Here is a 21,382-nt window from a genome sequence, read left to right on the forward strand (position 1 = left end):
ATAAAAGAGCCGGCGGAGGGACTCGAACCCACGACCTGCTGATTACAAATCAGCTGCTCTAGCCAACTGAGCTACGCTGGCGACTCAATACGGGTGCAAATATAAGTCTGAATTTGAATTTTCCAAAATAAATTTGCCCTTTTTTATGCTACAATTCGTTGATTTTGGCAATCAATTGATTTGCAGTTTGTTCCAACTCAACATTGATTTGTTTGAAGTGCGCTTTTTTATCTTCTACTTTTTTAGCGTTTACTTTTGTAATCAAAGCATCAAAAGCTGCAATAGCTTCATCAATTAAAGCATTAGTTTCTGTGGTTGGTTTTCCTGAAGTTGAAATTTCAAACAAGTAAACTGCTTCAATAATATCTCCTAAAACGTAGTTGATGTCTTTCTTTAAATTCTTAACGTTTGCCATTTTATTTTTAATTTTAATTTGCGTCTGCAAAAGTACACATAATCTTTCTATTACCGACTATGAAATATAAATTTCTAAAATTGAAGCTTTTCCTTTGAGAATGAAAGCTTTCAGGGCAGCAGGAATTAAAACGGTGTCTCCCTTTTTATATTGAAATTTTGCGCCGTTGCAATCAATTTCAAAACTGCCTTCGACACACATATACACCGTAAATGTATTTCCTGTTTTGTTGATGGAAATTTCTCCATCCAACGGGAGAAAATTGGTCGTGAAATAAGGACAATCCACCGCAGTATTCGATTGATTTAATACTGTATTGTATTTCTTATGGGTATCAACTTTATTGTAATTGATGGCTTCAAGAGCCAAATCAACATGCAATTCTCTTGAATTTCCTTGGGCATCTACCCTGTCAAAATCATAAATACGATAGGTAATATCAGAAGTTTGCTGGATTTCGGCAACAACCAGTCCGGCACCAATGGCGTGAACGGTTCCCGTTTCCAGAAAGAAAATATCCCCTTCTTTCACTTTTACATCATCAAGGATAGAAAGTAGCGTTTTGTTTTTTAGATTTTCCAAGTATTCGCTGGCGTTGGATTTTTCCTTGAAACCAACAATTATTCTAGCGTTTTCATCGGCTTGAACAATGTACCACATTTCGGTTTTGCCAAAAGAATTGTGGCGCTTTTTTGCCAACTCGTCATTGGGATGTACTTGTATGGATAAATCTTCGCGGGCATCAAGATATTTGAAAAGCAGGGGGAATTGTTTCCCAAATCTTTTAAAAACTTCGGTTCCCAAAATGGCTTCGGGAGTTGAATTTATCAAATCGTTGAGTGATTTTCCCGCCCAAGCTCCATTTGAAACAATGCTTACATCACCTTCAACGGTTGATATTTCCCAGCTTTCGCCTGTTCTGTCTGAAACAATCGACTTATTGAGCAATGATTTCAACTTGGTTCCGCCCCAGATTCTTTCTTTGAAAATTGGAGAAAATTGTAAAGGATATATTTTTGTGTCCATATTTTTTTTGATAACAAATTTCATCCATTTGGATAATAAACTATGATACTATTTTGGTAATTTATAATACAATTTTTTTAATTGCCTCCAATGCTCTCGGTATATGATTTGTGGCGACTAAACTATCAAAAATCAGTTGGATTATTCCATTCTTGTCAACCACATAGGTTACTCTTCCTGGAAGCAAACCAAACAAATCGGGCTTTACACCAAAAAGGGTCCTGATTTTTTTATCATTGTCTGAAAGCAAAGTAAAAGGCAGCTTGTATTGTTTGGCAAATTTTTGATGCGAGGCAACAGTGTCACTGCTAATACCTATAACTTCGGCTCCCAAAACCTTAAAGTCTTCGTATTTATCTCGAAAACCGCAGGCTTGTGCCGTGCAACCCGGAGTTTGATCTTTTGGATAAAAATAAAATACAATCGGTTTTTTACCAACGATTGACACGCTGTCAAAATCGTCTCCATTACCGTCTTTTGCTGAAAACTTGGGGATTTTGTCCCCTACTCCTAATGCCATTATTTCCCATTATAAGTTACAAAATTTCGCGGTGTTTCAAATAAAACTACTTCTAAATCAAACTCGGGTTTTATCCTTTTTCTGATTTTATTCCAAATGACAACCACTATGTTTTCGGCGGTTGGATTTAGATTTTCAAATTCGAGAACATCAAGATTCAGGTTTTTATGATCGAAAGGATTTTCCACTTCTTCAAAAATCAAATCACTCAAATCTTTAATATCCATCACGTAACCCGTTTCTGGATTAATTTCACCAGTTACACTCACTATTAATTCATAGTTATGTCCGTGAAAATTGGGGTTGTTGCATTTGCCAAAAACAGCATCGTTTTGTTCAAAAGTCCAGTCTTTTCGATACAATCGATGGGCTGCGTTGAAATGGGCTTTTCTTGAAACGGTTACTCTCATTTTCTAAATTTTATGATCTTCTAAAAAGTGATAAAACTCATCAAAAATAATTTTAAACCAAACGGTGTAAATTTCTGGATGCAACTGCATATCATTTTTCACGTCTTCAATACTCATCCATTTCCAATTTTCCACTTCATCGATATTTATTTTTGGTTCTCCATTATAATAACCAATCATGACATGATCGAGTTCATGCTCTGTTAATCCGTTGTCGAAAGGTGCTTTATATATAAAATGAAACAATTCTTTCAACTCGGTTTTGAAACCCATTTCTTCAAATAATCTTCGGCTTCCAGCCTGAATATTGGTTTCGCCTTCGCGCTGGTGGCTGCAACAAGTATTCGTCCATAACAACGGCGAATGGTATTTGTGCTGCGCACGTCGCTGAAGCATAATTTCATTTTTATTATTTAGCACAAAAACAGAGAACGCTCGGTGCAATACCGCTTTTTCATGTGCCTCAAGTTTGGGCATCAACCCTATTTGCTCATCTTTTTGGTTAACCAATATTACATTCTCTTCTTTCATATCTATTTTTAGCTTGTCAAAAATACGAAAAAAGAAATTGATTTTGGGGCTGTGGAAAGTTTATGAAAAGTTTAACGAGCGTTTAATAATCGAATAGGTTAATTTTATTCCCTGAAAATGAGTTCCGGACTATTTAGATATTCAATATAAATGGAATTTCGAGCCAAAAAAATAACTGTTAAAGTTTACTAAATAATTATTCATTTGTAAAGTACACGACATTTTGATACTCATTGGCATTATGCATTTGTGGTATAAAAAGAAAAAACATGAAAACAACAATCCAATTTCGTATCCTACTATTTTTGCTCCCTTTATTTATGTTTCAAGCTTGTGGACAAATAACAAAAAAACAAAACTATATCACAAAACCTTCATCAATGGAAAATACAATTAGCAAACCAGAGAATCCGTATTACTCAAATACCGACACTACCAAACTCAATCTCACCGATGCCGAATGGAAAAAAGTATTGCCCGAAGATTTGTACGAAGTGTCACGGCACGCCGACACCGAAAGACCTTTTACCGGGAAATATTGGAATACCGACGAAAAAGGAACTTATTATTGTGCCGCTTGTGGCAATAAACTATTTCGTTCCACCGCCAAATTTTCAAGCAGTTGTGGTTGGCCAAGTTTTTTTGAACAAGACAATGCGACCAGCGTGGTTTACAAAGAAGATAGTTCGTATGGAATGAAAAGAACCGAAGCACTTTGCGGCAGATGTGGCGGACATTTAGGACATCTTTTTGATGATGGCCCAGCTCCAACAGGTAAACGATATTGCATGAATTCCATAGCATTGGATTTTGTCCCAGATAAAACGATTATAGAAAACAAAAGCAAAAATAACCTTGAAACTATCACGCTTGGAGGCGGTTGCTACTGGTGTGTGGAAGCGGTTTACGAAAAATTAAACGGAGTGAAATCGGTGGTTTCAGGATTTTCTGGTGGAAAAACAACTAATCCCACTTATGAAGAAGTTTGTTCCGGAAATACCGGTCACGCCGAAGTCATTCAAATTACCTATGACAAAACAATCACCTCATTGGACGAAATTTTCAAGGTTTTCTTCACCGTTCATGACCCAACCACGCTAAACCGTCAGGGCGCCGATGTGGGAACACAATACCGCTCAGTAATTTTTTATAAAAACGAAGAACAGAAACTGGCAGCGCAAACAATTATCAATGATTTGGAAAAAGCAAAAGTGTATGACAGGCCTATTGTCACGACAATCGAACCGTTTACCCAATTTTACAAAGCCGAAGACTACCATCAAAATTACTACGAAAACAACAAAAGCCAACCTTATTGCCAGATGGTCATCCAACCCAAAATTGAAAAATTCGAAAAACTTTTCAAGAACCGATTGAAAAAGAAATAAACTTTTATGGTAAAAAAATCTGCATTAAAAATAATGAAATGAATGTCAATTTGAGCCTGTCAAAGACATTTTGATGCCATTCAAATATAAAAATAAATCTTATATAATTGCGTCATTATTTTGAAATTCATATATTTACGTGAGTAAAAACCAAATGTTTAACTTTAAAATAAAAAGTTATGTGGCACATATATGATGAACATCAATTTTGGGGAATGCATCTCTTCTGGTGGATATTTTGGATAATTATAATACTATGGATATTTGCAACTCCCTGGGATATTCCTGGTCAGCGAACAAAAAGAGAGACTCCTTTGGGCATTTTGAAAAAAAGATTTGCAAAAGGCGAGATTACAAAAGAAGAATATAAAGAAATGAAGAAAACGCTTGGAAAAGATTAATTGTTCAAAACTTTAAACTTACCAATTCCGTTTTGAATTACAAATATTGAAAATCAGACAAAAATAGAATAGATAAAAACCGGAAAGTGATTTTTGGTTTTTTTTATGCATTACTATTTAGGGCTTTCATTTCTATAGCTTTGTAATAGCTAAAGGAAATTTATTATATTTGGGTTGTTGATGTAATAATCCGTAAACACAAGAAGAAAAATACGAATCAATAAAAAAATATCAATATGAAAATAGCCCTTTTCACCAATGAATTTCCACCCAATATATACGGAGGCGCAGGCGTTCATATCGACTTTCTTAGCCAGGAATTGGCTAAATTGGGCGAGGTTGAAGTACGTTGTTTTGGCGACCAACAGGAAAATACCGAAACGATGCACGTGCACGGAATCAACTCTTCGCTGACCAAAATGGTTGATGACAGTAATCCACACATCAAAATGTTTCATAACCTAAGTCGAAATGTTGAAATGTCGCAAGCCACGCCTGAAGCCGACATCATTCATTGCCATACTTGGTATACGCATCTAGCGGGGATTTTTACCCGAGAATTATTGCAAGCGCCACTTATTTTAACCACGCACAGTTTAGAAACGCACCGCCCATGGAAGGTGGAACAACTGGGCAACGGCTATTTCCTTTCGCGATGGATCGAAAATAGCGCCTACAATACCGCCGATGGAATTATCGCAGTGAGCAAACAAATGAAGGGCGACGTCATCGAGGCTTACGGCGTTGCTCCCGAAAAAGTGACCGTGATTCATAACGGTATCGATCCTGAATTTTATAAACCCACGTTTAACGAAAATTTGCTCTTGGGATATGGGATTGATCCCGAAGTCCCATTTGTGCTTTTTGTGGGTCGCATCACGCGCCAAAAAGGAATTTCCCAATTGATTGCCGCCGCCAAACATTTCAACAAAAATTGCCAAATCGTGCTCTGCGCCGGAGCTCCCGATACCAAAGAAATCGAAGCCGAAACCGAAGCCTTGATTGCCGAGTTGCGCAAAGAAAGAGAAGGCGTGATTTTGATTTCGGAAATGCTGCCACGCGAAAAATTAAAAGTATTGTACAGTCACGCCCGCGTGTTTGCCTGTCCTTCGTTATATGAACCTTTTGGCATCATCAACCTCGAAGCCATGGCTTGCGAAACTCCCGTCGTGGGAAGTCATGTGGGCGGAATTCCGGAAATCATTGTCGAGGGAAACACCGGATATTTGGTGCCGTTGCAGAGCGTTTCCAGAACCGATTTTAATCCTGCCAACCCCGAAGCATTCCAGAAAGATTTTGCCACAAAAATCAACGTTCTTCTAGATGACGAAGCATTGGCAATCCGAATGGGGAAAGCAGGACGAGCAAGGGTTTTGCAACTATTTAGTTGGGAATCGATAGCCAAAACCACTTTTGATTATTACCAAAAAGTGATTGACGGGTTTGTGAAGGAAAAGGCTTGAGAGTGTAAAAACAAATTGGCAATAATGTTGAAAATAACTTTACATTAAACATTTTGAAAATGAAAAATATTTTAGTAATCATATTAACATTATCAGCTACTTTATGCTTTTCGCAGATTGATAATTACAAATTTCCTAAAATTAAACCTATAGGCAAAAACAAAAATGACTTTATACCAACCGATTGGACTATTCTTGACACTATTTCTGGCGATTTCAATAAAGATAGTTTAAACGACATTGCAGTTGTAATTCAGACAAAAAAACCTTTACTTTTTGAGGATAAAACTTGTTTTAGCACTGAACCCTTTTATCCGAAAATTTTAATAATTCTTTTGAGACAGACAGACAAAACATTCCAACTTTCAACTACGGCGACAAAATTATTTGGAAATTGTAATTGGGATATTCAAGGTCAAGAGCCTTTTGAAAAAATTGAAGTAAGAAGGAATACTCTTGGAATAAAATTCTTAACAGGAGGAACCTCAAGAAACTCTCTCTCTTACTATTTTAGACTTCAAAATAATGAATGGTACTTAATAGGTGCTGAGAGTTTTCAATATTGGGCAGGACATACTAATGGAAAAGATGCTTTTTATAATGAAAAAATAAATTTTGTAACAAGTGAAAAAGAAATGTATAATGAAGACCAAAACAGGAAAAAAAATAGTTACAAAAAAACTAAATTGAAACAAAAGCCATTAATAAAAATGATGAACTTTGATGAAAACTCTTCAATTCCTTTTAGCGAAAATTAAACCAGCTAATCCCGTTAGCGCGGATTTGCAATCCGTACCTACTCCAGCTATCCGAAGTCTCCTGACTTCGGATTCAATTAATAAGAACTTCCACTCCTCAAATTGACCATAACAAAACTCATTCCAAAACGATGAAAAGAATCACGCTAACATTGATTGTTTTGTTTTTTGCAATCACGAATGGCTCCGCTCAAAAAAAGGAAATTTGCGTTATTAAAACGGCACTGGGCAACATTACTGTCGAATTATATCCTGAAAAAGCCCCGATTACGGTGGCCAACTTTTTGAAATATGTCGATGCGCATTTATATGACAACACCAGCTTCTTTCGTTCGGTAACTTTGAACAATCAACCGAAAGATTCCGTAAAAATTGAGGTAATACAAGGTGGCGAAGTCGATTCGACAAAGGTTTTCGCGGCGATTCCTCTCGAAACAACGACGAAAACGGGCTTGCATCATAAAAACGGAATCCTTTCGATGGCGAGAGACAAACCAGATTCGGCCACTTGCAGTTTTTTTATTTGTATCAACGACCAGCCTGCTTTGGATTATGGCGGAAAAAGAAACAAGGACGGACAGGGATTTGCCGCTTTTGGAAAAGTCATCAATGGAATGGGTGTGGTAAAAAAAATTCAACAACTTCACCCCGATCAAGAACAATATTTTAAACCCGAAGTGTTGATTTTATCCATTACTCGAAAATAATAAACATTGAAAAAGACAAAGGATAAAATTTGTTTCCAAAAGGCGCAATCAAAATAAAGATTGTAATTTTTTATTTCTTTCCAAGAGACAAGTAAATGTAAACAGCATAAGTCTTAAAATCTAAACTACCATTCCTAAAATCACAAATAATAAAAATCCGCCAAAGAAAATCGCGGTGTGCCAAACGGTTTCTTGTTCTTCATGAGCTTCCATCAATAATTCTTCGGTTACGAGGAATAATAGTGCCGCCATACCAAAAGACAAAATAACCTCTAGGGAGTTTGGAGACAAATCACTCAATAAAGTAGTTCCCAAAACGGCACTTGTAAAAAACACCATCGTTAGCATAACGATTAAGCCTATGGTCCTAAATTTACTTAATTTATTTTCACGCAATTCTGTTGAAGTTGCCATTCCGAGAGACAATAATTCTAAAGATAATGCAATCGCAAGGAGCATTCCCTCTTTGCTACCAGCCATAAAACTAATTCCCAAAAGCAAACCGTCTATAAAAATATCTACAGCCACCGCAATCAGTAAGCTTAAAGGTAATTTACTTTGATTAATATCTATTTCTTGACCTTCTTTTGCCTCAGAAAATTTACGAATAAGAAGCATTGAAATTAAACCCAATGAAAACCCAATAACAACATGTATAGGAGAATTTTCTTTAATAATATCCGGCAAAATTTCTACCGAAACTACCGAAAAAACAACACCTGCCGCAAAATGCAAAATAAGACTTCTTACATTTCCGCTTGGCTTCTTAACAATGGCAATTACTCCGCCTAAAATCATGGTAAAAACGGGCAGAAGAGAAAACAAAATAATTTCTTGCAAAACTGGGGTCATAAAAATAAAATTATACTAAATAATTAAAAGACAACTTTTCAAAGATAGTGAATTTGATAAAATAAACGAGCTATATGCGTCCTGCTCTAGGTCAAACGCAGCAGTATGAAATGGTTAAAAATGTGCCATAGGCACTAAAATAAAAACTGGCGCGTTTGGCCTGCTCAGCAAAAACACATTAGTTTCATCATTCTAGTTATTCAAAATCTCCCCAATCTTTTGTGCACATTTCTCGCCATCAATTGCCGCCGAGATAATTCCACCGGCATAACCCGCGCCTTCGCCACAAGGATACAAGCCTTTTATTTGAACGTGTTCCAGCGTTTCCGGATTTCTGGGAATACGCACCGGTGAGGAAGTTCTCGATTCTGGAGCATGAAGTATGGCCTCATTGGTCAAAAAACCACGTATTGATTTCCCGAATTCGACGAAACCTTCCCGCAATATTTGGGTGAGAAATCCCGGAAAAACCTGCCCCATTTCTACCGAAGTGGTTCCGGGAACATAAGATGTTTTCGGAATATTAGAGGAAACTTTATTTTGGGTAAAATCGACCATTCTTTGGGCGGGAACTCGCTGAGTCTCGCCAGCCAAATGCCACGCTTTTTGCTCGATGCTTTTTTGGAATTCCATTCCTGCCAAAGCACCAAATTTGGCAAACGGCGCGAAATCTTCCAACTTTAATTCAATTACAATCCCGGAGTTGGCGGTTGCTTGATCCCGTTTTGAGGGTGACCAACCATTCGTTACCACTTCGCCCGGACTCGTCGCACAAGGCGCAATCACACCACCAGGACACATACAAAACGAATACATTCCGCGTCCTCCCACTTGTTTCACGATGGAATACGGTGCTGGCGGCAAATGTTCTCCCCGATAATCGCAACTGTACTGGATGCTGTCGATTAGCGATTGCGGATGTTCGGCGCGAACGCCCAAGGCGAATGCTTTGGCTTCGATGAAAATTTGTTTTCTGTCGAGCAATTCAAAAATATCACGCGCAGAATGTCCCGTGGCCAGAATTATTTTGTTGGCAAGAATCGTATCTCCATTTTTGGTAACGATGCCTTGCACCTCATTGTTTTTGATGATAATATCGGTCAATCGGGTTTCGAAAAAGACTTTTCCTCCCATTTCGATAATTTTTTCCCGAATGTCCTGGATGATTTGTGGCAATTTATTGGTGCCAATGTGCGGATGTGCATCGACCAAAATGTCATGCGATGCTCCGAAAGCAACCAACAATTCGAGGATCCGGTTGACATCGCCCCGTTTTTTGGAACGTGTGTATAATTTTCCGTCAGAATAAGTTCCTGCTCCACCTTCTCCAAAACAATAATTACTGTCTTCATCGACAATATGATCTACATTGATGGCTTTCAAGTCGCGACGACGGCCACGAACATCTTTGCCACGCTCTATTAGTATTGGTTTCAAGCCTAATTCTATCAATTGCAAAGCGGCAAAAAGTCCTGCCGGACCAGCGCCAACAACAATGACTTCCTGTGAATTGGAAACATCTTTATATTCTGGAAGCTGAATTTTAGTTGAATGAAAAGCTTCGCCCACCAAATAAATAGTCACCTTCAAATTGAATTTTACGGCTTTTTGGCGCGCATCAATCGAACGTTTCAAAATGGAAATATGTTGGATTTCCTTGGCATCCACCCGAATTAATTTGGAAATATGTTGTTTTAGCAACAATTCGTTTGAGGCTATTTCTGGCGATACTTGAAGTAGAAGTTCTTGTGGCATTGTTGTGAAAATTGAACTGTTATTTATAGATTATTTTGATAGAATGCTGAATATTTCCTCTCTACTTACTTTATCATTTCTATCAGCTTCTTGCATCAACATTAATAATCCCAAATCTTCTTTTTCTTCATCTGTCAATCCGCTAAACTTTTTCAGCCATACATTTTCTACATACGATTCCACAATTTTTTGAATTAAGTCATCAGAACTTACTTTCTCAATAGTCGAAATCAATTTCAATTTCATCAAGGTTGTTTTATCTAAATCTACAAACTGTTTCATCTAAAAATAAATTTCTACAAAGATAACCATTGGAAAGAATTACGGACTAGAAATATAAAAACAAAACAAGAATAAAAATTCTTACATTCAGATTTCGAGAAGCAAAATCTTAATTGTAGGTTTGAAAAAAAATAAAATATATGAACTACTCAAATGAATTTAAAGAACTTATAAAAAAGTCAAAGCCTGAAAATCTTAATAATTATATTGGAACAGGAAATCCGAATGCAAAAATTTTGATTATTGGAAAGGAATGCGCCGTAGATTTTAGACAAGAGCCTGAACAATATGAACGAGAAATAAAAGAGAACCTGATTAACTGGAAAGCCAATATTGAAAATCCTAGTCTAGCAATTGAAAATTGGAATGGAAATCCCAATTTTATAAATCCGTTATTTCCTTACAAAGGACAGAAATTCACTATTTATAACGAGAAAAAAAAATCTGGTAAAGGAGGAACAAGTAGTACTTGGTATTACTATCAAAAACTTTATAACAGAATCAGAATTTCAACTCAAAACTTACCCACCGAAATTGATTTCCATAATGATATTTTTATTACAGAACTGAACGCAAATCCTTCTAACTATAGTAAGGATCAAAATCCGGAAAATCGGAAAAATTCAATTAACGAAAGATCTAATATTTTTTTTAAATCAGATTTTATTCAGAATTTTCAAATTGTAATTTTTGCTACCTCTCATTATACAAAAGAACACAATATTGACATTTGTAAATTATTCAATGTTGATTTTCAAAAAACTAAACACATTGATGAAAATCCAAGACAATGGTATAATTTACATACAAACAAAGAGGGAGGAAAATCCAAATTGCTTATTCATACAAAACAACTAAGTATGAATATCTCAGACAAACTTCTTGAAGAAATCGCAAAAGAAATAAAATCATTCACAAAAGAAAACAGCATAGAACTTTAAAATGTATTTATTACTTCCTTTGTCAAAGTTTAAAACTTTGACAAAGATGTTTGATAAACTGAATATCCAATTTTCAAATTAGACTTTGTAACTTTGCGCTTCAAATAACTCAAAAAATGTCTCGACAAATAAAACTAATATGGGAATTTCGTGGGCCGGCTTCAGGAAAAACAGCCGAGCATCACGAAAATCATTTGAAGGAATACATCGAAATAGAAAAAATCGAATGTAAAGCTGTCGGCTATAACATATTAAACGAGATGTATGCCACAACATTTATGGTTGTAGACGAAAAAGACATGCTTTTGATTCGTGACGCCTTGAAACCACATAGAGGGGAAGTTTTTGAGTAAGCGGTTTTCTGTTTTTTATTGGCATAAAAACTGAATCCCAAAACTGAGCATCCAACACTAATTCCTAATCATCTAGTATTAATTCCCCACTTCGCTTATAAACTTGATTCGCATTAAGCGCAATTCATCAATATCATAATCGCCCTCAAATTCCTTGAGTGCCTTTTCTATATTATCAGAATCAGACTCCATAAAATAGTCGTGAATTTCTTCTTGTTGGTCCTCGTCCAGCATTTCATCAATCCAGTATTTGATATTCAGTTTTGTCCCGGAATAGACGATTTGTTCCATTTCCTTTATCAAGGCATCCATGGTCAATCCTTTGGAAGAAGCGATGTCATCTAGGGGTAGTTTTCTGTCAATATTTTGAATGATATACAATTTATTGATTGAATTGACACCGGTAGATTTCACAACCAAATCATCGGGACGAATAATATCATTGTCTTTGACATAACGGCTGATTAATTCCAAGAATTCCTTGCCATATTTCTTTGCTTTTCCTTCTCCAACACCGTGAATATTAATCAATTCGTCATTTGTAATTGGATATTTCAAGGCCATATCTTCGAGCGAAGGCTCTTGAAAAACTACAAAAGGAGGAACTCCCAGTTTCTTTGCCACTTTTTTACGCAAGTCCCGCAATATGTCCATCAAAACTTCATCGGCAACTCCGCTTGATTTTGCAGCAGTTACGATGGCCTCATCTTCGCTTTCATTATATTCATGATCCTCTGACATCATAAACGACTTTGGTTTTTTGATAAAATCCAATCCTTTCTTCGTGATTTTTACGATTCCATAAGTTTCGATGTCTTTGGATAATAATCCATCCACCAATACTTGCCGCAATAATGCCATCCAATATTTTTCGTCATGACCTGAACCTGAACCAAAAAAAGGCTGAACATCCGTTCTATGCGCTTTTATGACTGCATTTACACGACCAATTAAGGTAAAAACAATTTCTTTGGATTTATATAAATGCTTGGTGTCTCGAACAATTTCCAGTAGTTTAACGACTTCATCCTTGGCTTCAATTTTGACTTTAGGATTGCGTACATTGTCATCCATATCGCCGCCCTCACCAGTTTCATTATCAAATTCTTCTCCGAAATAATGCAAAAGGAATTTTCTTCTTGACATTGAGGTTTCGGCATAAGCCACGACTTCCTGTAATAAGGCAAAACCAATTTCCTGCTCGGCAACGGATTTTCCGGACAAGAATTTTTCCAGTTTTTCAACATCTTTATAGGAATAATAGGCCAAACAATGTCCTTCTCCACCATCGCGACCGGCACGACCTGTTTCTTGATAATAGCTTTCCAATGATTTGGGAATGTCATGGTGAATTACAAAACGCACATCGGGTTTGTCGATTCCCATCCCAAATGCAATGGTGGCCACAACCACATCTACATCCTCCATAAGAAACATGTCCTGGTGTTTGGCTCGTGTTTTTGCGTCCAGACCTGCGTGATAGGGTACGGCACTAATTCCGTTTACCTGTAAAACATGGGCAATAGCTTCCACCTTTTTACGGCTCAGGCAATAAATAATTCCAGATTTGCCCTTATGCTGTTTGATAAAACGAATAATATCTGATTCTATGTTTTTAGTTTTGGTCCGAACCTCGTAATATAAATTGGGTCTGTTGAACGATGCTTTATAGGTTGTCGCATCGGTCATGTCCAAGTTTTTAAGAATATCTTCCTGCACTTTTGGAGTGGCTGTTGCCGTAAGACCTATAATGGGAACATCCCCTAATTGTTTAATAATATGCTTTAGATTTCTGTATTCTGGTCTAAAATCATGACCCCATTCCGAGATGCAGTGGGCTTCATCAATAGCAACAAAAGAAATGGGCACAGTTTGAAGAAAGTTGGCATATTCTTCCTTGTTCAAGGATTCCGGAGCAACATATAACAGTTTAGTCAAACCGGAACTAATGTCTTTTTTGACTTGGGCAATTTCAGTTTTGGTAAGTGAAGAGTTTAAAACATGGGCAATGCCACTCTCTGAAGATAAACTTCGAATGGCATCTACCTGATTTTTCATTAAGGCAATCAAAGGAGAAACAACGATGGCTGTCCCTTCTTGAATTAGAGCAGGTAACTGGTAACAAAGTGACTTGCCTCCACCTGTAGGCATAATCACGAAAGTGTTTTCCTTGTTGAGTATGCTTTTTATAACTTGTTCTTGTAAACCTTTGAATTGACTGAAGCCGAAATACTTCTTTAATTCTTTGTGTATGTCAATTTCGTTTGATTTCATTCTTTATTAATGGTATTTTATCTAAATTTGCGACACATAAAGATACTACTTTCTTTTATACATACAAATTTTATAATAATTCTATTTTGGACACAAAAGAAAATATATTGATTTTGGCAAAAAAGACCATTCTTTCCGAGAGTGAGTCCATAGCTAAACTAATTGATTTTATTGACATTAGCTTTGCCGAAGCCACTCAAATCCTGTTTAATTCAAAAGGGAGATTGATTGTCACGGGGATAGGAAAAAGTGCCATTATCGCACAAAAAATGGTCGCTACATTCAACTCTACCGGAACCCCTTCGCTATTTCTTCATGCTTCAGAGGCCATTCACGGTGATTTAGGCATGATACAAGCCGACGATGTGATACTATGTATTTCAAAAAGCGGTAATAGTCCCGAGATAAAAATCCTCGTGCCTCTATTGAAGCGATTTGGCAATAAACTAATAGCCATAACCGGAAATATGACTTCTTTTTTGGCAAAAGAATCCCATTGGGTTTTGAACACCACTGTTGATGCTGAATCCTGTCCGAATAATTTGGCTCCCACAAACAGCACCACTGCACAACTCGTTATGGGCGACGCCCTCGCTGTATGCTTAATGGAATTGCGGAATTTTACCAGTGAAGATTTTGCCAAATACCATCCCGGTGGTGCTTTAGGCAAAAAACTATTGCTTCGAGTAAAAGACATGCTTGAATATTCCATGAAACCAATGGTTGCCCCGGATGCACCCATAAAAAAAGTGATTTTCGAAATCTCCGAAAAACGCCTTGGTGTTACCGCCGTGGTTGAAAACGAAAAAGTGATTGGGATTATTACCGATGGGGATATTCGAAGAATGCTGAATGAAAACGATACTTTTACCCATTTGACCGCAAAAGACATTATGACAAAAAATCCAAAAATGATACAGTCCACGACCATGGTGGCAGACGCATTAAATATTCTCGAAGATTTTGCCATCACCCAACTGATTGTTGTGGATGATGGGGAGTACAAAGGCGTATTGCATTTACATGACATATTAAAAGAAGGAATTGTATAATGGGAAAGAAAACACTTGAAGAAATGTCGTTTTTAGACCATCTCGAGGAATTAAGATGGTTATTGGTTCGAAGCTCAGCAGCAGTAATAATAATGGCTTTTGGCACCTACTTTATAAGTGATTACTTGTTTGACACCATCATATTTGGCCCCACAAGACCCTCCTTTTTTACCTACCGTTTTTTTTGTGATTTATCCCACTCATTGGGTTTTGCCGACAGTATTTGCATTACCGAATTACCTTTTATCATACAGAATACAGAAATGGAAGGTCAGGTAAACATGTTTGTATGGATGTGCATCCTGGCAGGTTTTATTTTGGCTTTTCCCTATATATTATGGCAAATTTGGAAGTTTATCAGCCCTGCCTTGTATGAAAAAGAAAGAAAAAATGCCAAAGTATTTATATTTGTTTCCTCAATGCTATTCTTTTTGGGCGTGCTTTTTGGGTATTATGTAGTTATCCCAATGTCAGTCAATTTTGTGGCTACATTTTCGGTGAGTGATATCGTAAAAAACCAATTTACTTTGGATTCCTATATTGGAATGGTAAAAACATCCATTATTGCCAGCGGATTGTTTTTTGAACTGCCAATAATTATTTATTTCCTGACAAAATTAGGGGTAGTAACGCCTACATTTTTACGAAAATACCGAAGATATGCCATTGTAATTGTGCTAATTGTTGCCGCTATAGTCACCCCTCCAGATGTGGTGAGCCAAACAATTGTAGCCATCCCAATGCTTATTATTTTTGAATTAAGTGTTATAATTTCTGCAATAGTATATAAACGAAAAAATAAAAATGAGCAAGCTAGTTAAGGAATTCAATGATTACCGTTCCAAAATGAACGAAAAACTGTTGGCCGACAACAACAAGATCGTAAAACGAATTTTCAATCTTGACACCAATGCGTATGCGGCTGGAGCGCTTGACGTGAAAACAAAAGAGTTGTTGGGATTGGTGGCTTTGGCAGTTTTGCGATGTGATGATTGCGTGAAATACCATTTGGAAACCAGCTACAAAGAAGGCGTAACCAAAGAAGAAATGATGGAAGCAATGGGAATTGCCACTTTGGTGGGAGGAACTATTGTCGTGCCGCATTTGCGCAGGGCTTATGAATTTTGGGAAGCATTGGAAAATGAAGAATAAGGATTCAGGAATTGGGATTTAGGAATAACGAATATTGAATAATGAGTACGCAAATGAAATTAAGAGCCGAGAATCTAGTTAAAACATATAAAGGACGCAGTGTCGTAAAAGGCATATCCGTTGAAGTAAACCAAGGTGAGATTGTGGGATTATTGGGACCAAATGGAGCCGGAAAAACAACCTCTTTTTATATGATTGTGGGATTGGTAAAACCAAATATGGGCAATATTTATCTTGACGATTTAGACATCACCCATTTCCCGATGTACAAAAGAGCCCAACAAGGTATCGGTTATTTGGCTCAGGAAGCCTCCATATTCAGGAAGTTAAGCGTTGAAGATAATATTTTGAGCGTTTTGCAATTGACAAAACTCTCCAAAGAAGAACAAGAAGCCAAAATGGAAAGTTTAATCGACGAGTTTGGTTTGCAGCACATCCGCACCAATCGTGGCGATTTGCTTTCGGGCGGAGAACGACGTCGTACCGAGATTGCACGTTGTCTTGCCACCGACCCTAAATTCATATTACTCGATGAGCCTTTTGCGGGAGTTGACCCCGTTGCCGTGGAAGATATTCAGCGTATCGTGGCGCAACTAAAAAATAAAAACATCGGAATCCTGATTACCGACCATAACGTTCAGGAAACTCTGGCTATCACCGATAAAACGTATCTTATGTTTGAAGGCGGCATCTTGAAAGAAGGAATTCCCGAAGAATTGGTCGAAGACGAAATGGTACGTCGCGTGTATCTTGGACAGAATTTCGAGTTGAGAAAGAAGAAGTTGGAGTTTTAATCAGGTAGCAGGCAGCAAAAATAAAAATCAGATTTCAGACTAGTTGTTTATCATTCTTAATCTGAAATCTGAAATCTGAAATCTAATCCCGATAGCTATCGGGACTGAAATCTGAACACTACTCCACCGCAATAAACCTCAACTGCTCAACATCTCCGTTGTAAATATTGACATCCACATTGCCTTTTATTCCCGGCACGGATGCCTTTTCGGTAAATTGCCAAAAAAGCCAATCGTCTCCGATTTTCTCCCGATAAAAATTATAATTGGCTATCCAAAAAAGATAGTCGCTAAACTCTTCCTTCAAGAAATCATCATAATATTTCTCGCTGGTATAAATAATCGGCTTTACTTTATAATGGGCTTCAATGGCTTTTAGCCATCGGCTCAAACCCAGTTTCATATTTTTTAAAGACTGCTCTTTCGGTAGTTTCTCAATGTCCAAAACAGGAGGCAAATCACCTTTTTGTAATTGCACGGTATTGATAAAAAGTTCGGCTTGTTCCAATGAATTTTCGTTGGGACGATAATAATGATAAGCCCCACGGATAATTTTGCTTTTTTGGGCACCAAGCCAATTGTTTTTAAATTGTCCATCTACTTTATCATTTCCTGCCGTGGCACGAATGAAAACAAACTCCAGCGGATAGCTATTTTCTATGGTTTTAACCAAAGTCCAATCGACTGTTCCTTGAAATTCCGAAACATCCAAACCAATTGCTTTGCCTTCGTGATTTTCCAAAACCTGATAATTGCGAACATCCGAAATGCGTTTGGCTTCGGCTTTCTCGTACTGGGTTTTATCGGATTTGAAACCCAAATAATACGCCAAACCCTCGCGATAATGATAGACAAGTCCAAAAAACAACAAAACAACGAAAGCGATTATGGAAAAACGCAACAGTTTTCCGGAGAAAAAAAAAGATTTTTTTCGGGGTTTTCGTTTTATTGACGTCCTACTTCGGCTGCTATTTTTCCTCATTGATAACAACTTGCTTTTTCAGGAACTTGTTATTGATTACCGACAGCAAAACGTAAGCAATAATAACCAACGGAATTCCCAAGAATTGGAAGAAAGCCAACAACAACACCGATACCGTCAAGAAGATGATTTGAAGTGCATTTTTCTTGAAACTAAAATCCTTTATTTTTAATGAAAATAACGGAATTTCGACATTCAGGATATAAGCACTGAACAAAGTTATGGCCAATAAAACCCAATGATTTGTCAAAATTTCGAAAACAAACAGGGAATCCGAATATTTTAAAACCAATGGCAAACTCAAAATAAACAGCGCATTGGCGGGCGTTGGCAAACCAATGAAAGAATCCGTCTGTCGGGTGTCAATATTAAAATTGGCCAAACGATAACAGGAACCCAAAGTAATAATAAAACCAAGATAGGGCAAAATCACAATAGGGGATACCGTATCTTGACATTTTTCCAATAAACAAAACATCACATAACCCGGAACGACACCGCTGGTAACCATATCGGCCAAAGAATCCAATTGCAAACCAAGCGGACTGGAAACTTTGAATAGTCTTGCAAAAAAACCATCAAAGAAATCCAGAAAGATACCCAAACACACGAAATAGAAAGCCATTTCAAAATTCAATTCAGCTGCAAAAACCAAGGCAATACAGCCGCAAAAAAGATTGAGCAACGTGATTAGATTCGGGATGTGTTTTTTAATATTCATAAGTATAAAGATTAGATTGGCAAACTTGACAAATTTAGTATAATAAGTGAATGTGAAGATTGTTTTTACAAGAGATTTTCAACAGTTGTTCCACTTTACAATTTATTTATCCAAGGGAAGGATGAAGCTCGGTAAAAAATTATATTTTTGGTAAAATTTACGCAGTCCTTCGGCTTGCAAAATAATCAATGTTGAAAAAAAATCAATTCTTCTTCATCCTTATGGTTTGCGCCAGTTCGTACAGTCAATCCGTCCGGAAATACTCGAACGAGTTCATGAATATTGGTGTCGATGCGGCAGCGTTGGGAATGGCGAATGCAGTAACTTCCAGCACTAACGACGTGAATTCGGGCTATTGGAATCCGGCCGGGCTTATCCATCTCGAAGACCACCAGATTTCCTTGATGCACGCCAATTATTTTGCCAATATCGCCCAATATGACTATATCGCATACGCCAAACCAATAGATGACCAAAGCGCTTGGGGCATTTCGATGATTCGTTTTGGCGTTGATGATATCCTGAATACCACCGAATTAATCGACAGCCAAGGCAATATTGACTACAACAGAATCAGTCTTTTTTCCACGGCCGATTATGGTTTTACCTTTTCCTATGCCCGAAAATCAGCCATTCCCGGATTTCAATACGGCGTTAACGCCAAGATAATCCGTCGAATTATTGGCAAATTTGCCAGTTCTTGGGGATTTGGTTTTGATGCCGGCTTGCAATTCGAAAAAAACGACTGGCAATTTGGCTTGATGCTTCGGGATATAACCACAACCTATAATGTTTGGAATATCAACGAGGCAGAATACAAAAAAATAGCCGATGCCATTCCGGGACAAAACCAGGAATTGCCCGAAAGCACCGAAATTACGGCTCCAAAAGCCCAACTGGGACTATCCAAGAAGTTTATTGTTCGCTATGATTACAGTATTTTGGCGGCAGCTAATATCAATATGCGATTCGCCAAAACAAACGACCTCATTGCGACGAGTTTTGTAAGTGTCGATCCCACATTGGGTTTCGAATTTGGCTACACCGACTTGGTTTTCGTACGTGCAGGCGTGGGAAATTTTCAAAACATACAACAAATTGACAATACCAAAAAAGTGGGCTTCCAACCTAATATCGGATTGGGATTTAAATACAAAGGCATACAGGTTGATTATGCCCTGACTGATTTGGGCAATCAAAGCGCGACCTTGTATTCGAATATTTTTTCGGTAAAAGTAGATTTAGCACTATTTAGAAATTAATTTATTCTTTTAATATATCCATAAATGAATTCATCCTTATTAAAAAAAATCTTCTCTTTTACACTTCTGATTGGTTTGACAATCAACAGCTTTGCCCAAAACATTGTATTGTCAAAAAACGCCCGTGCCAGTGTAATCACTTGCGATACCGGCAACGAATCCTATTCATTATTCGGACACACCGCCATCCGGATAACTGATTTAGACAATAATTTGGATGTGGTTTATAATTATGGCGCCTTTGATTTTGCCACTCCTAATTTTGTCCCGAAATTCATAAAAGGGGATTTGCAATATTTTGCTGTCGCCAATGCTTTTTCGGATTTCCTGAATCAATATACCTATGAGAAAAGAGGTGTTTATGAACAGGAATTAATTCTTCCCTTGGCTTACAAACAAAAATTATTTGACAATTTAAGCGAAGCCTTACGCTCCAGCGAAAGCTATTATACCTATAAATTTATTGACAAGAACTGCACTTCGATGGTGGTGGATATGCTGAATAAGACATTGGAAGGGAAGGTAATTGTAAAAAAAACCGACACGGACAAAACCTATAGATCCATCCTATATCCCTATTTTGATAATTCTTTTTATGAAAAACTGGGAACCAGCATCATTTTCGGAAAGAAAGTGGACGCTTATGGAACACAAATCTTTTTGCCTTTTGAACTACAAAAAAGTTTGAAACTAATCCAGTTCCAGGACCACCCCCTTTGCAAGGAAAGCAAAATCCTGTTGGAGTTTAAAAAAGAAGTTCCAGGCACGTTGTGGGATAATTTTTATACCTATGCCCTGCTTCTTGGGTTTATTGTCATTTTAAACAAAAAAAGCATTGATTTGTTTTATCTTTCAATAATGGGCCTGTTGGGAATATTCTTCGGCTTTGTTGGGTTCTATTCGTTTCACCAAGAGCTGTCAAATAATTATAATATGCTGTTATTTAACCCAACGCTGCTGGCATTGCTTTATTTTTATTTCACGAAAAATAAAAAGTGGACCGTCAACCTATGCGTGCTTAATGCGCTTTCTATTCTTGTTTACCTCATCATTATGGTCAACAAAACACATTTATTGATTGTGTTGCCGCTTATGCTAACAAGTGCGGTACTGTTGGCAAAAACAGCCATTAAGAACAGCAAACGAGTTCCCCTTGTTTTTTAATCTTGTATTCGATTATTAATCTTGGTCAAAAACCTCTTTTAGCTTTTAATATGGACAAAAACTAAACCACCATGGAACTCAAAGTCTATAGATTTGTTTGGCAGACTGAAATTCTGCACGTTATAAAACAAACATTAGCCACGAATTGCAATAAATGTTGTATGGTTTTAAATTATATT

The 21,382-nt window shown here is 37.2% G+C and carries 24 protein-coding genes and 1 tRNA gene; 13 read left to right on the forward strand and 12 right to left on the reverse strand.

Translation table 11 applies throughout. From position 1 onward, the window contains the following. Window positions 1–7: 7 nt before the first annotated feature. From B2145_RS13575 to idi, 6 genes are all read right to left on the reverse strand, one after another. Window positions 8–81 (reverse strand) — tRNA-Thr (locus B2145_RS13575). Window positions 82–148: 67 nt separating this feature from the next. Further along, on the reverse strand, window positions 149–415 hold the full coding sequence (locus B2145_RS13580; RefSeq protein ID WP_291103255.1) for a hypothetical protein: 267 nt from the start codon (window positions 413–415) through the stop codon (window positions 149–151). Between the two features lie 57 nt (window positions 416–472). After that, on the reverse strand, window positions 473–1,441 hold the full coding sequence (locus B2145_RS13585) for a type I phosphomannose isomerase catalytic subunit (protein ID WP_291103258.1): 969 nt from the start codon (window positions 1,439–1,441) through the stop codon (window positions 473–475). A 61-nt stretch (window positions 1,442–1,502) separates the two neighbouring features. Further along, on the reverse strand, window positions 1,503–1,961 hold the full coding sequence (locus tag B2145_RS13590; protein WP_291103261.1) for a peroxiredoxin: 459 nt from the start codon (window positions 1,959–1,961) through the stop codon (window positions 1,503–1,505). After that, window positions 1,961–2,371 (reverse strand): 6-pyruvoyl trahydropterin synthase family protein, encoded by a 411-nt coding sequence (locus B2145_RS13595; RefSeq protein WP_291103264.1) that lies wholly within the window; start codon window positions 2,369–2,371, stop codon window positions 1,961–1,963. The genes B2145_RS13590 and B2145_RS13595 overlap by 1 nt, the downstream gene beginning before the upstream one ends. 3 nt (window positions 2,372–2,374) lie before the next feature. Beyond that, the gene (gene idi, locus B2145_RS13600; RefSeq protein WP_291103265.1) at window positions 2,375–2,902 is read right to left on the reverse strand and encodes an isopentenyl-diphosphate Delta-isomerase; all 528 of its coding nucleotides are present in this window, start codon (window positions 2,900–2,902) and stop codon (window positions 2,375–2,377) included. Window positions 2,903–3,171: 269 nt separating this feature from the next. Here idi and B2145_RS13605 point away from each other — a divergent pair, with 269 nt between their 5' ends. The 5 genes from B2145_RS13605 (at window position 3,172) to B2145_RS13625 (ending at window position 7,619) form a co-directional block, all read left to right on the forward strand. Beyond that, on the forward strand, window positions 3,172–4,290 hold the full coding sequence (locus B2145_RS13605) for a bifunctional methionine sulfoxide reductase B/A protein (RefSeq protein WP_291103268.1): 1,119 nt from the start codon (window positions 3,172–3,174) through the stop codon (window positions 4,288–4,290). A 179-nt stretch (window positions 4,291–4,469) separates the two neighbouring features. After that, entirely contained in the window at window positions 4,470–4,691 is a 222-nt protein-coding gene (locus tag B2145_RS13610) for an SHOCT domain-containing protein (protein WP_291103269.1), read from the forward strand. Between the two features lie 236 nt (window positions 4,692–4,927). After that, the gene (gene glgA / locus B2145_RS13615; RefSeq protein WP_291103271.1) at window positions 4,928–6,154 is read left to right on the forward strand and encodes a glycogen synthase; all 1,227 of its coding nucleotides are present in this window, start codon (window positions 4,928–4,930) and stop codon (window positions 6,152–6,154) included. A gap of 59 nt (window positions 6,155–6,213) precedes the next feature. After that, on the forward strand, window positions 6,214–6,912 hold the full coding sequence (locus B2145_RS13620; RefSeq protein WP_291103272.1) for a hypothetical protein: 699 nt from the start codon (window positions 6,214–6,216) through the stop codon (window positions 6,910–6,912). Window positions 6,913–7,043: 131 nt separating this feature from the next. After that, entirely contained in the window at window positions 7,044–7,619 is a 576-nt protein-coding gene (locus B2145_RS13625) for a peptidylprolyl isomerase (RefSeq protein WP_291103273.1), read from the forward strand. 120 nt (window positions 7,620–7,739) lie between these two features. Here the strand turns inward: B2145_RS13625 and B2145_RS13630 are convergent, their stop codons facing one another. From B2145_RS13630 to B2145_RS13640, 3 genes are all read right to left on the reverse strand, one after another. After that, the gene (locus B2145_RS13630) at window positions 7,740–8,471 is read right to left on the reverse strand and encodes a ZIP family metal transporter (RefSeq protein ID WP_291103274.1); all 732 of its coding nucleotides are present in this window, start codon (window positions 8,469–8,471) and stop codon (window positions 7,740–7,742) included. A gap of 192 nt (window positions 8,472–8,663) precedes the next feature. Then, on the reverse strand, window positions 8,664–10,226 hold the full coding sequence (locus tag B2145_RS13635; RefSeq protein WP_291103275.1) for an NAD(P)/FAD-dependent oxidoreductase: 1,563 nt from the start codon (window positions 10,224–10,226) through the stop codon (window positions 8,664–8,666). Between the two features lie 30 nt (window positions 10,227–10,256). Then, complete coding sequence (locus tag B2145_RS13640) at window positions 10,257–10,508, reverse strand: hypothetical protein (protein WP_291103276.1); 252 nt, start codon at window positions 10,506–10,508, stop codon at window positions 10,257–10,259. A gap of 140 nt (window positions 10,509–10,648) precedes the next feature. Here B2145_RS13640 and B2145_RS13645 point away from each other — a divergent pair, with 140 nt between their 5' ends. Then, complete coding sequence (locus B2145_RS13645) at window positions 10,649–11,449, forward strand: hypothetical protein (RefSeq protein ID WP_291103279.1); 801 nt, start codon at window positions 10,649–10,651, stop codon at window positions 11,447–11,449. Between the two features lie 116 nt (window positions 11,450–11,565). Continuing rightward, window positions 11,566–11,802 (forward strand): hypothetical protein, encoded by a 237-nt coding sequence (locus B2145_RS13650; protein WP_291103282.1) that lies wholly within the window; start codon window positions 11,566–11,568, stop codon window positions 11,800–11,802. 78 nt (window positions 11,803–11,880) lie between these two features. On the opposite strand, the gene recQ is transcribed toward B2145_RS13650, so the two are convergent. Then, window positions 11,881–14,076 carry a DNA helicase RecQ gene (gene recQ / locus B2145_RS13655; protein ID WP_291103285.1) on the reverse strand — a complete coding sequence of 732 codons (2,196 nt, stop codon included), beginning with the start codon at window positions 14,074–14,076 and terminating at the stop codon, window positions 11,881–11,883. Between the two features lie 86 nt (window positions 14,077–14,162). Between recQ and B2145_RS13660 the strand changes: the two genes are divergently transcribed. Genes B2145_RS13660 through lptB form a run of 4 tightly spaced genes read left to right on the forward strand, consistent with a single transcriptional unit; the run spans window position 14,163 to window position 17,074 of the window. Continuing rightward, complete coding sequence (locus tag B2145_RS13660; RefSeq protein ID WP_291103288.1) at window positions 14,163–15,128, forward strand: KpsF/GutQ family sugar-phosphate isomerase; 966 nt, start codon at window positions 14,163–14,165, stop codon at window positions 15,126–15,128. Then, entirely contained in the window at window positions 15,128–15,949 is an 822-nt protein-coding gene (gene tatC / locus B2145_RS13665; protein ID WP_291103290.1) for a twin-arginine translocase subunit TatC, read from the forward strand. Before B2145_RS13660 ends, tatC begins: the two co-directional genes overlap by 1 nt. Then, on the forward strand, window positions 15,933–16,280 hold the full coding sequence (locus B2145_RS13670) for a carboxymuconolactone decarboxylase family protein (protein ID WP_291103291.1): 348 nt from the start codon (window positions 15,933–15,935) through the stop codon (window positions 16,278–16,280). The genes tatC and B2145_RS13670 overlap by 17 nt, the downstream gene beginning before the upstream one ends. Window positions 16,281–16,333: 53 nt before the next feature. Next, window positions 16,334–17,074: an LPS export ABC transporter ATP-binding protein gene (lptB, locus tag B2145_RS13675; protein ID WP_291103395.1), complete on the forward strand. Its 741-nt coding sequence runs from the start codon at window positions 16,334–16,336 to the stop codon at window positions 17,072–17,074. Between the two features lie 118 nt (window positions 17,075–17,192). Here lptB and B2145_RS13680 read toward each other — a convergent pair whose 3' ends face one another. Both B2145_RS13680 and B2145_RS13685 read right to left on the reverse strand, forming a co-directional pair. After that, window positions 17,193–18,056: a glycoside hydrolase family 25 protein gene (locus B2145_RS13680; protein ID WP_291103293.1), complete on the reverse strand. Its 864-nt coding sequence runs from the start codon at window positions 18,054–18,056 to the stop codon at window positions 17,193–17,195. Beyond that, window positions 18,043–18,777, reverse strand: coding sequence for a CDP-alcohol phosphatidyltransferase family protein (locus B2145_RS13685; RefSeq protein ID WP_291103294.1), 735 nt, complete (start codon window positions 18,775–18,777; stop codon window positions 18,043–18,045). The genes B2145_RS13680 and B2145_RS13685 overlap by 14 nt, the downstream gene beginning before the upstream one ends. 275 nt (window positions 18,778–19,052) lie before the next feature. Between B2145_RS13685 and B2145_RS13690 the strand changes: the two genes are divergently transcribed. Both B2145_RS13690 and B2145_RS13695 read left to right on the forward strand, forming a co-directional pair. Then, on the forward strand, window positions 19,053–20,039 hold the full coding sequence (locus tag B2145_RS13690; RefSeq protein WP_291103397.1) for a PorV/PorQ family protein: 987 nt from the start codon (window positions 19,053–19,055) through the stop codon (window positions 20,037–20,039). 24 nt (window positions 20,040–20,063) lie between these two features. After that, on the forward strand, window positions 20,064–21,203 hold the full coding sequence (locus B2145_RS13695; RefSeq protein WP_291103296.1) for a DUF4105 domain-containing protein: 1,140 nt from the start codon (window positions 20,064–20,066) through the stop codon (window positions 21,201–21,203). The last annotated feature ends 179 nt before the right edge of the window (window positions 21,204–21,382 follow it).

The organism is Flavobacterium sp. UBA5153, from assembly GCA_002413745.1.
GTDB lineage: Bacteria > Bacteroidota > Bacteroidia > Flavobacteriales > Flavobacteriaceae > Flavobacterium.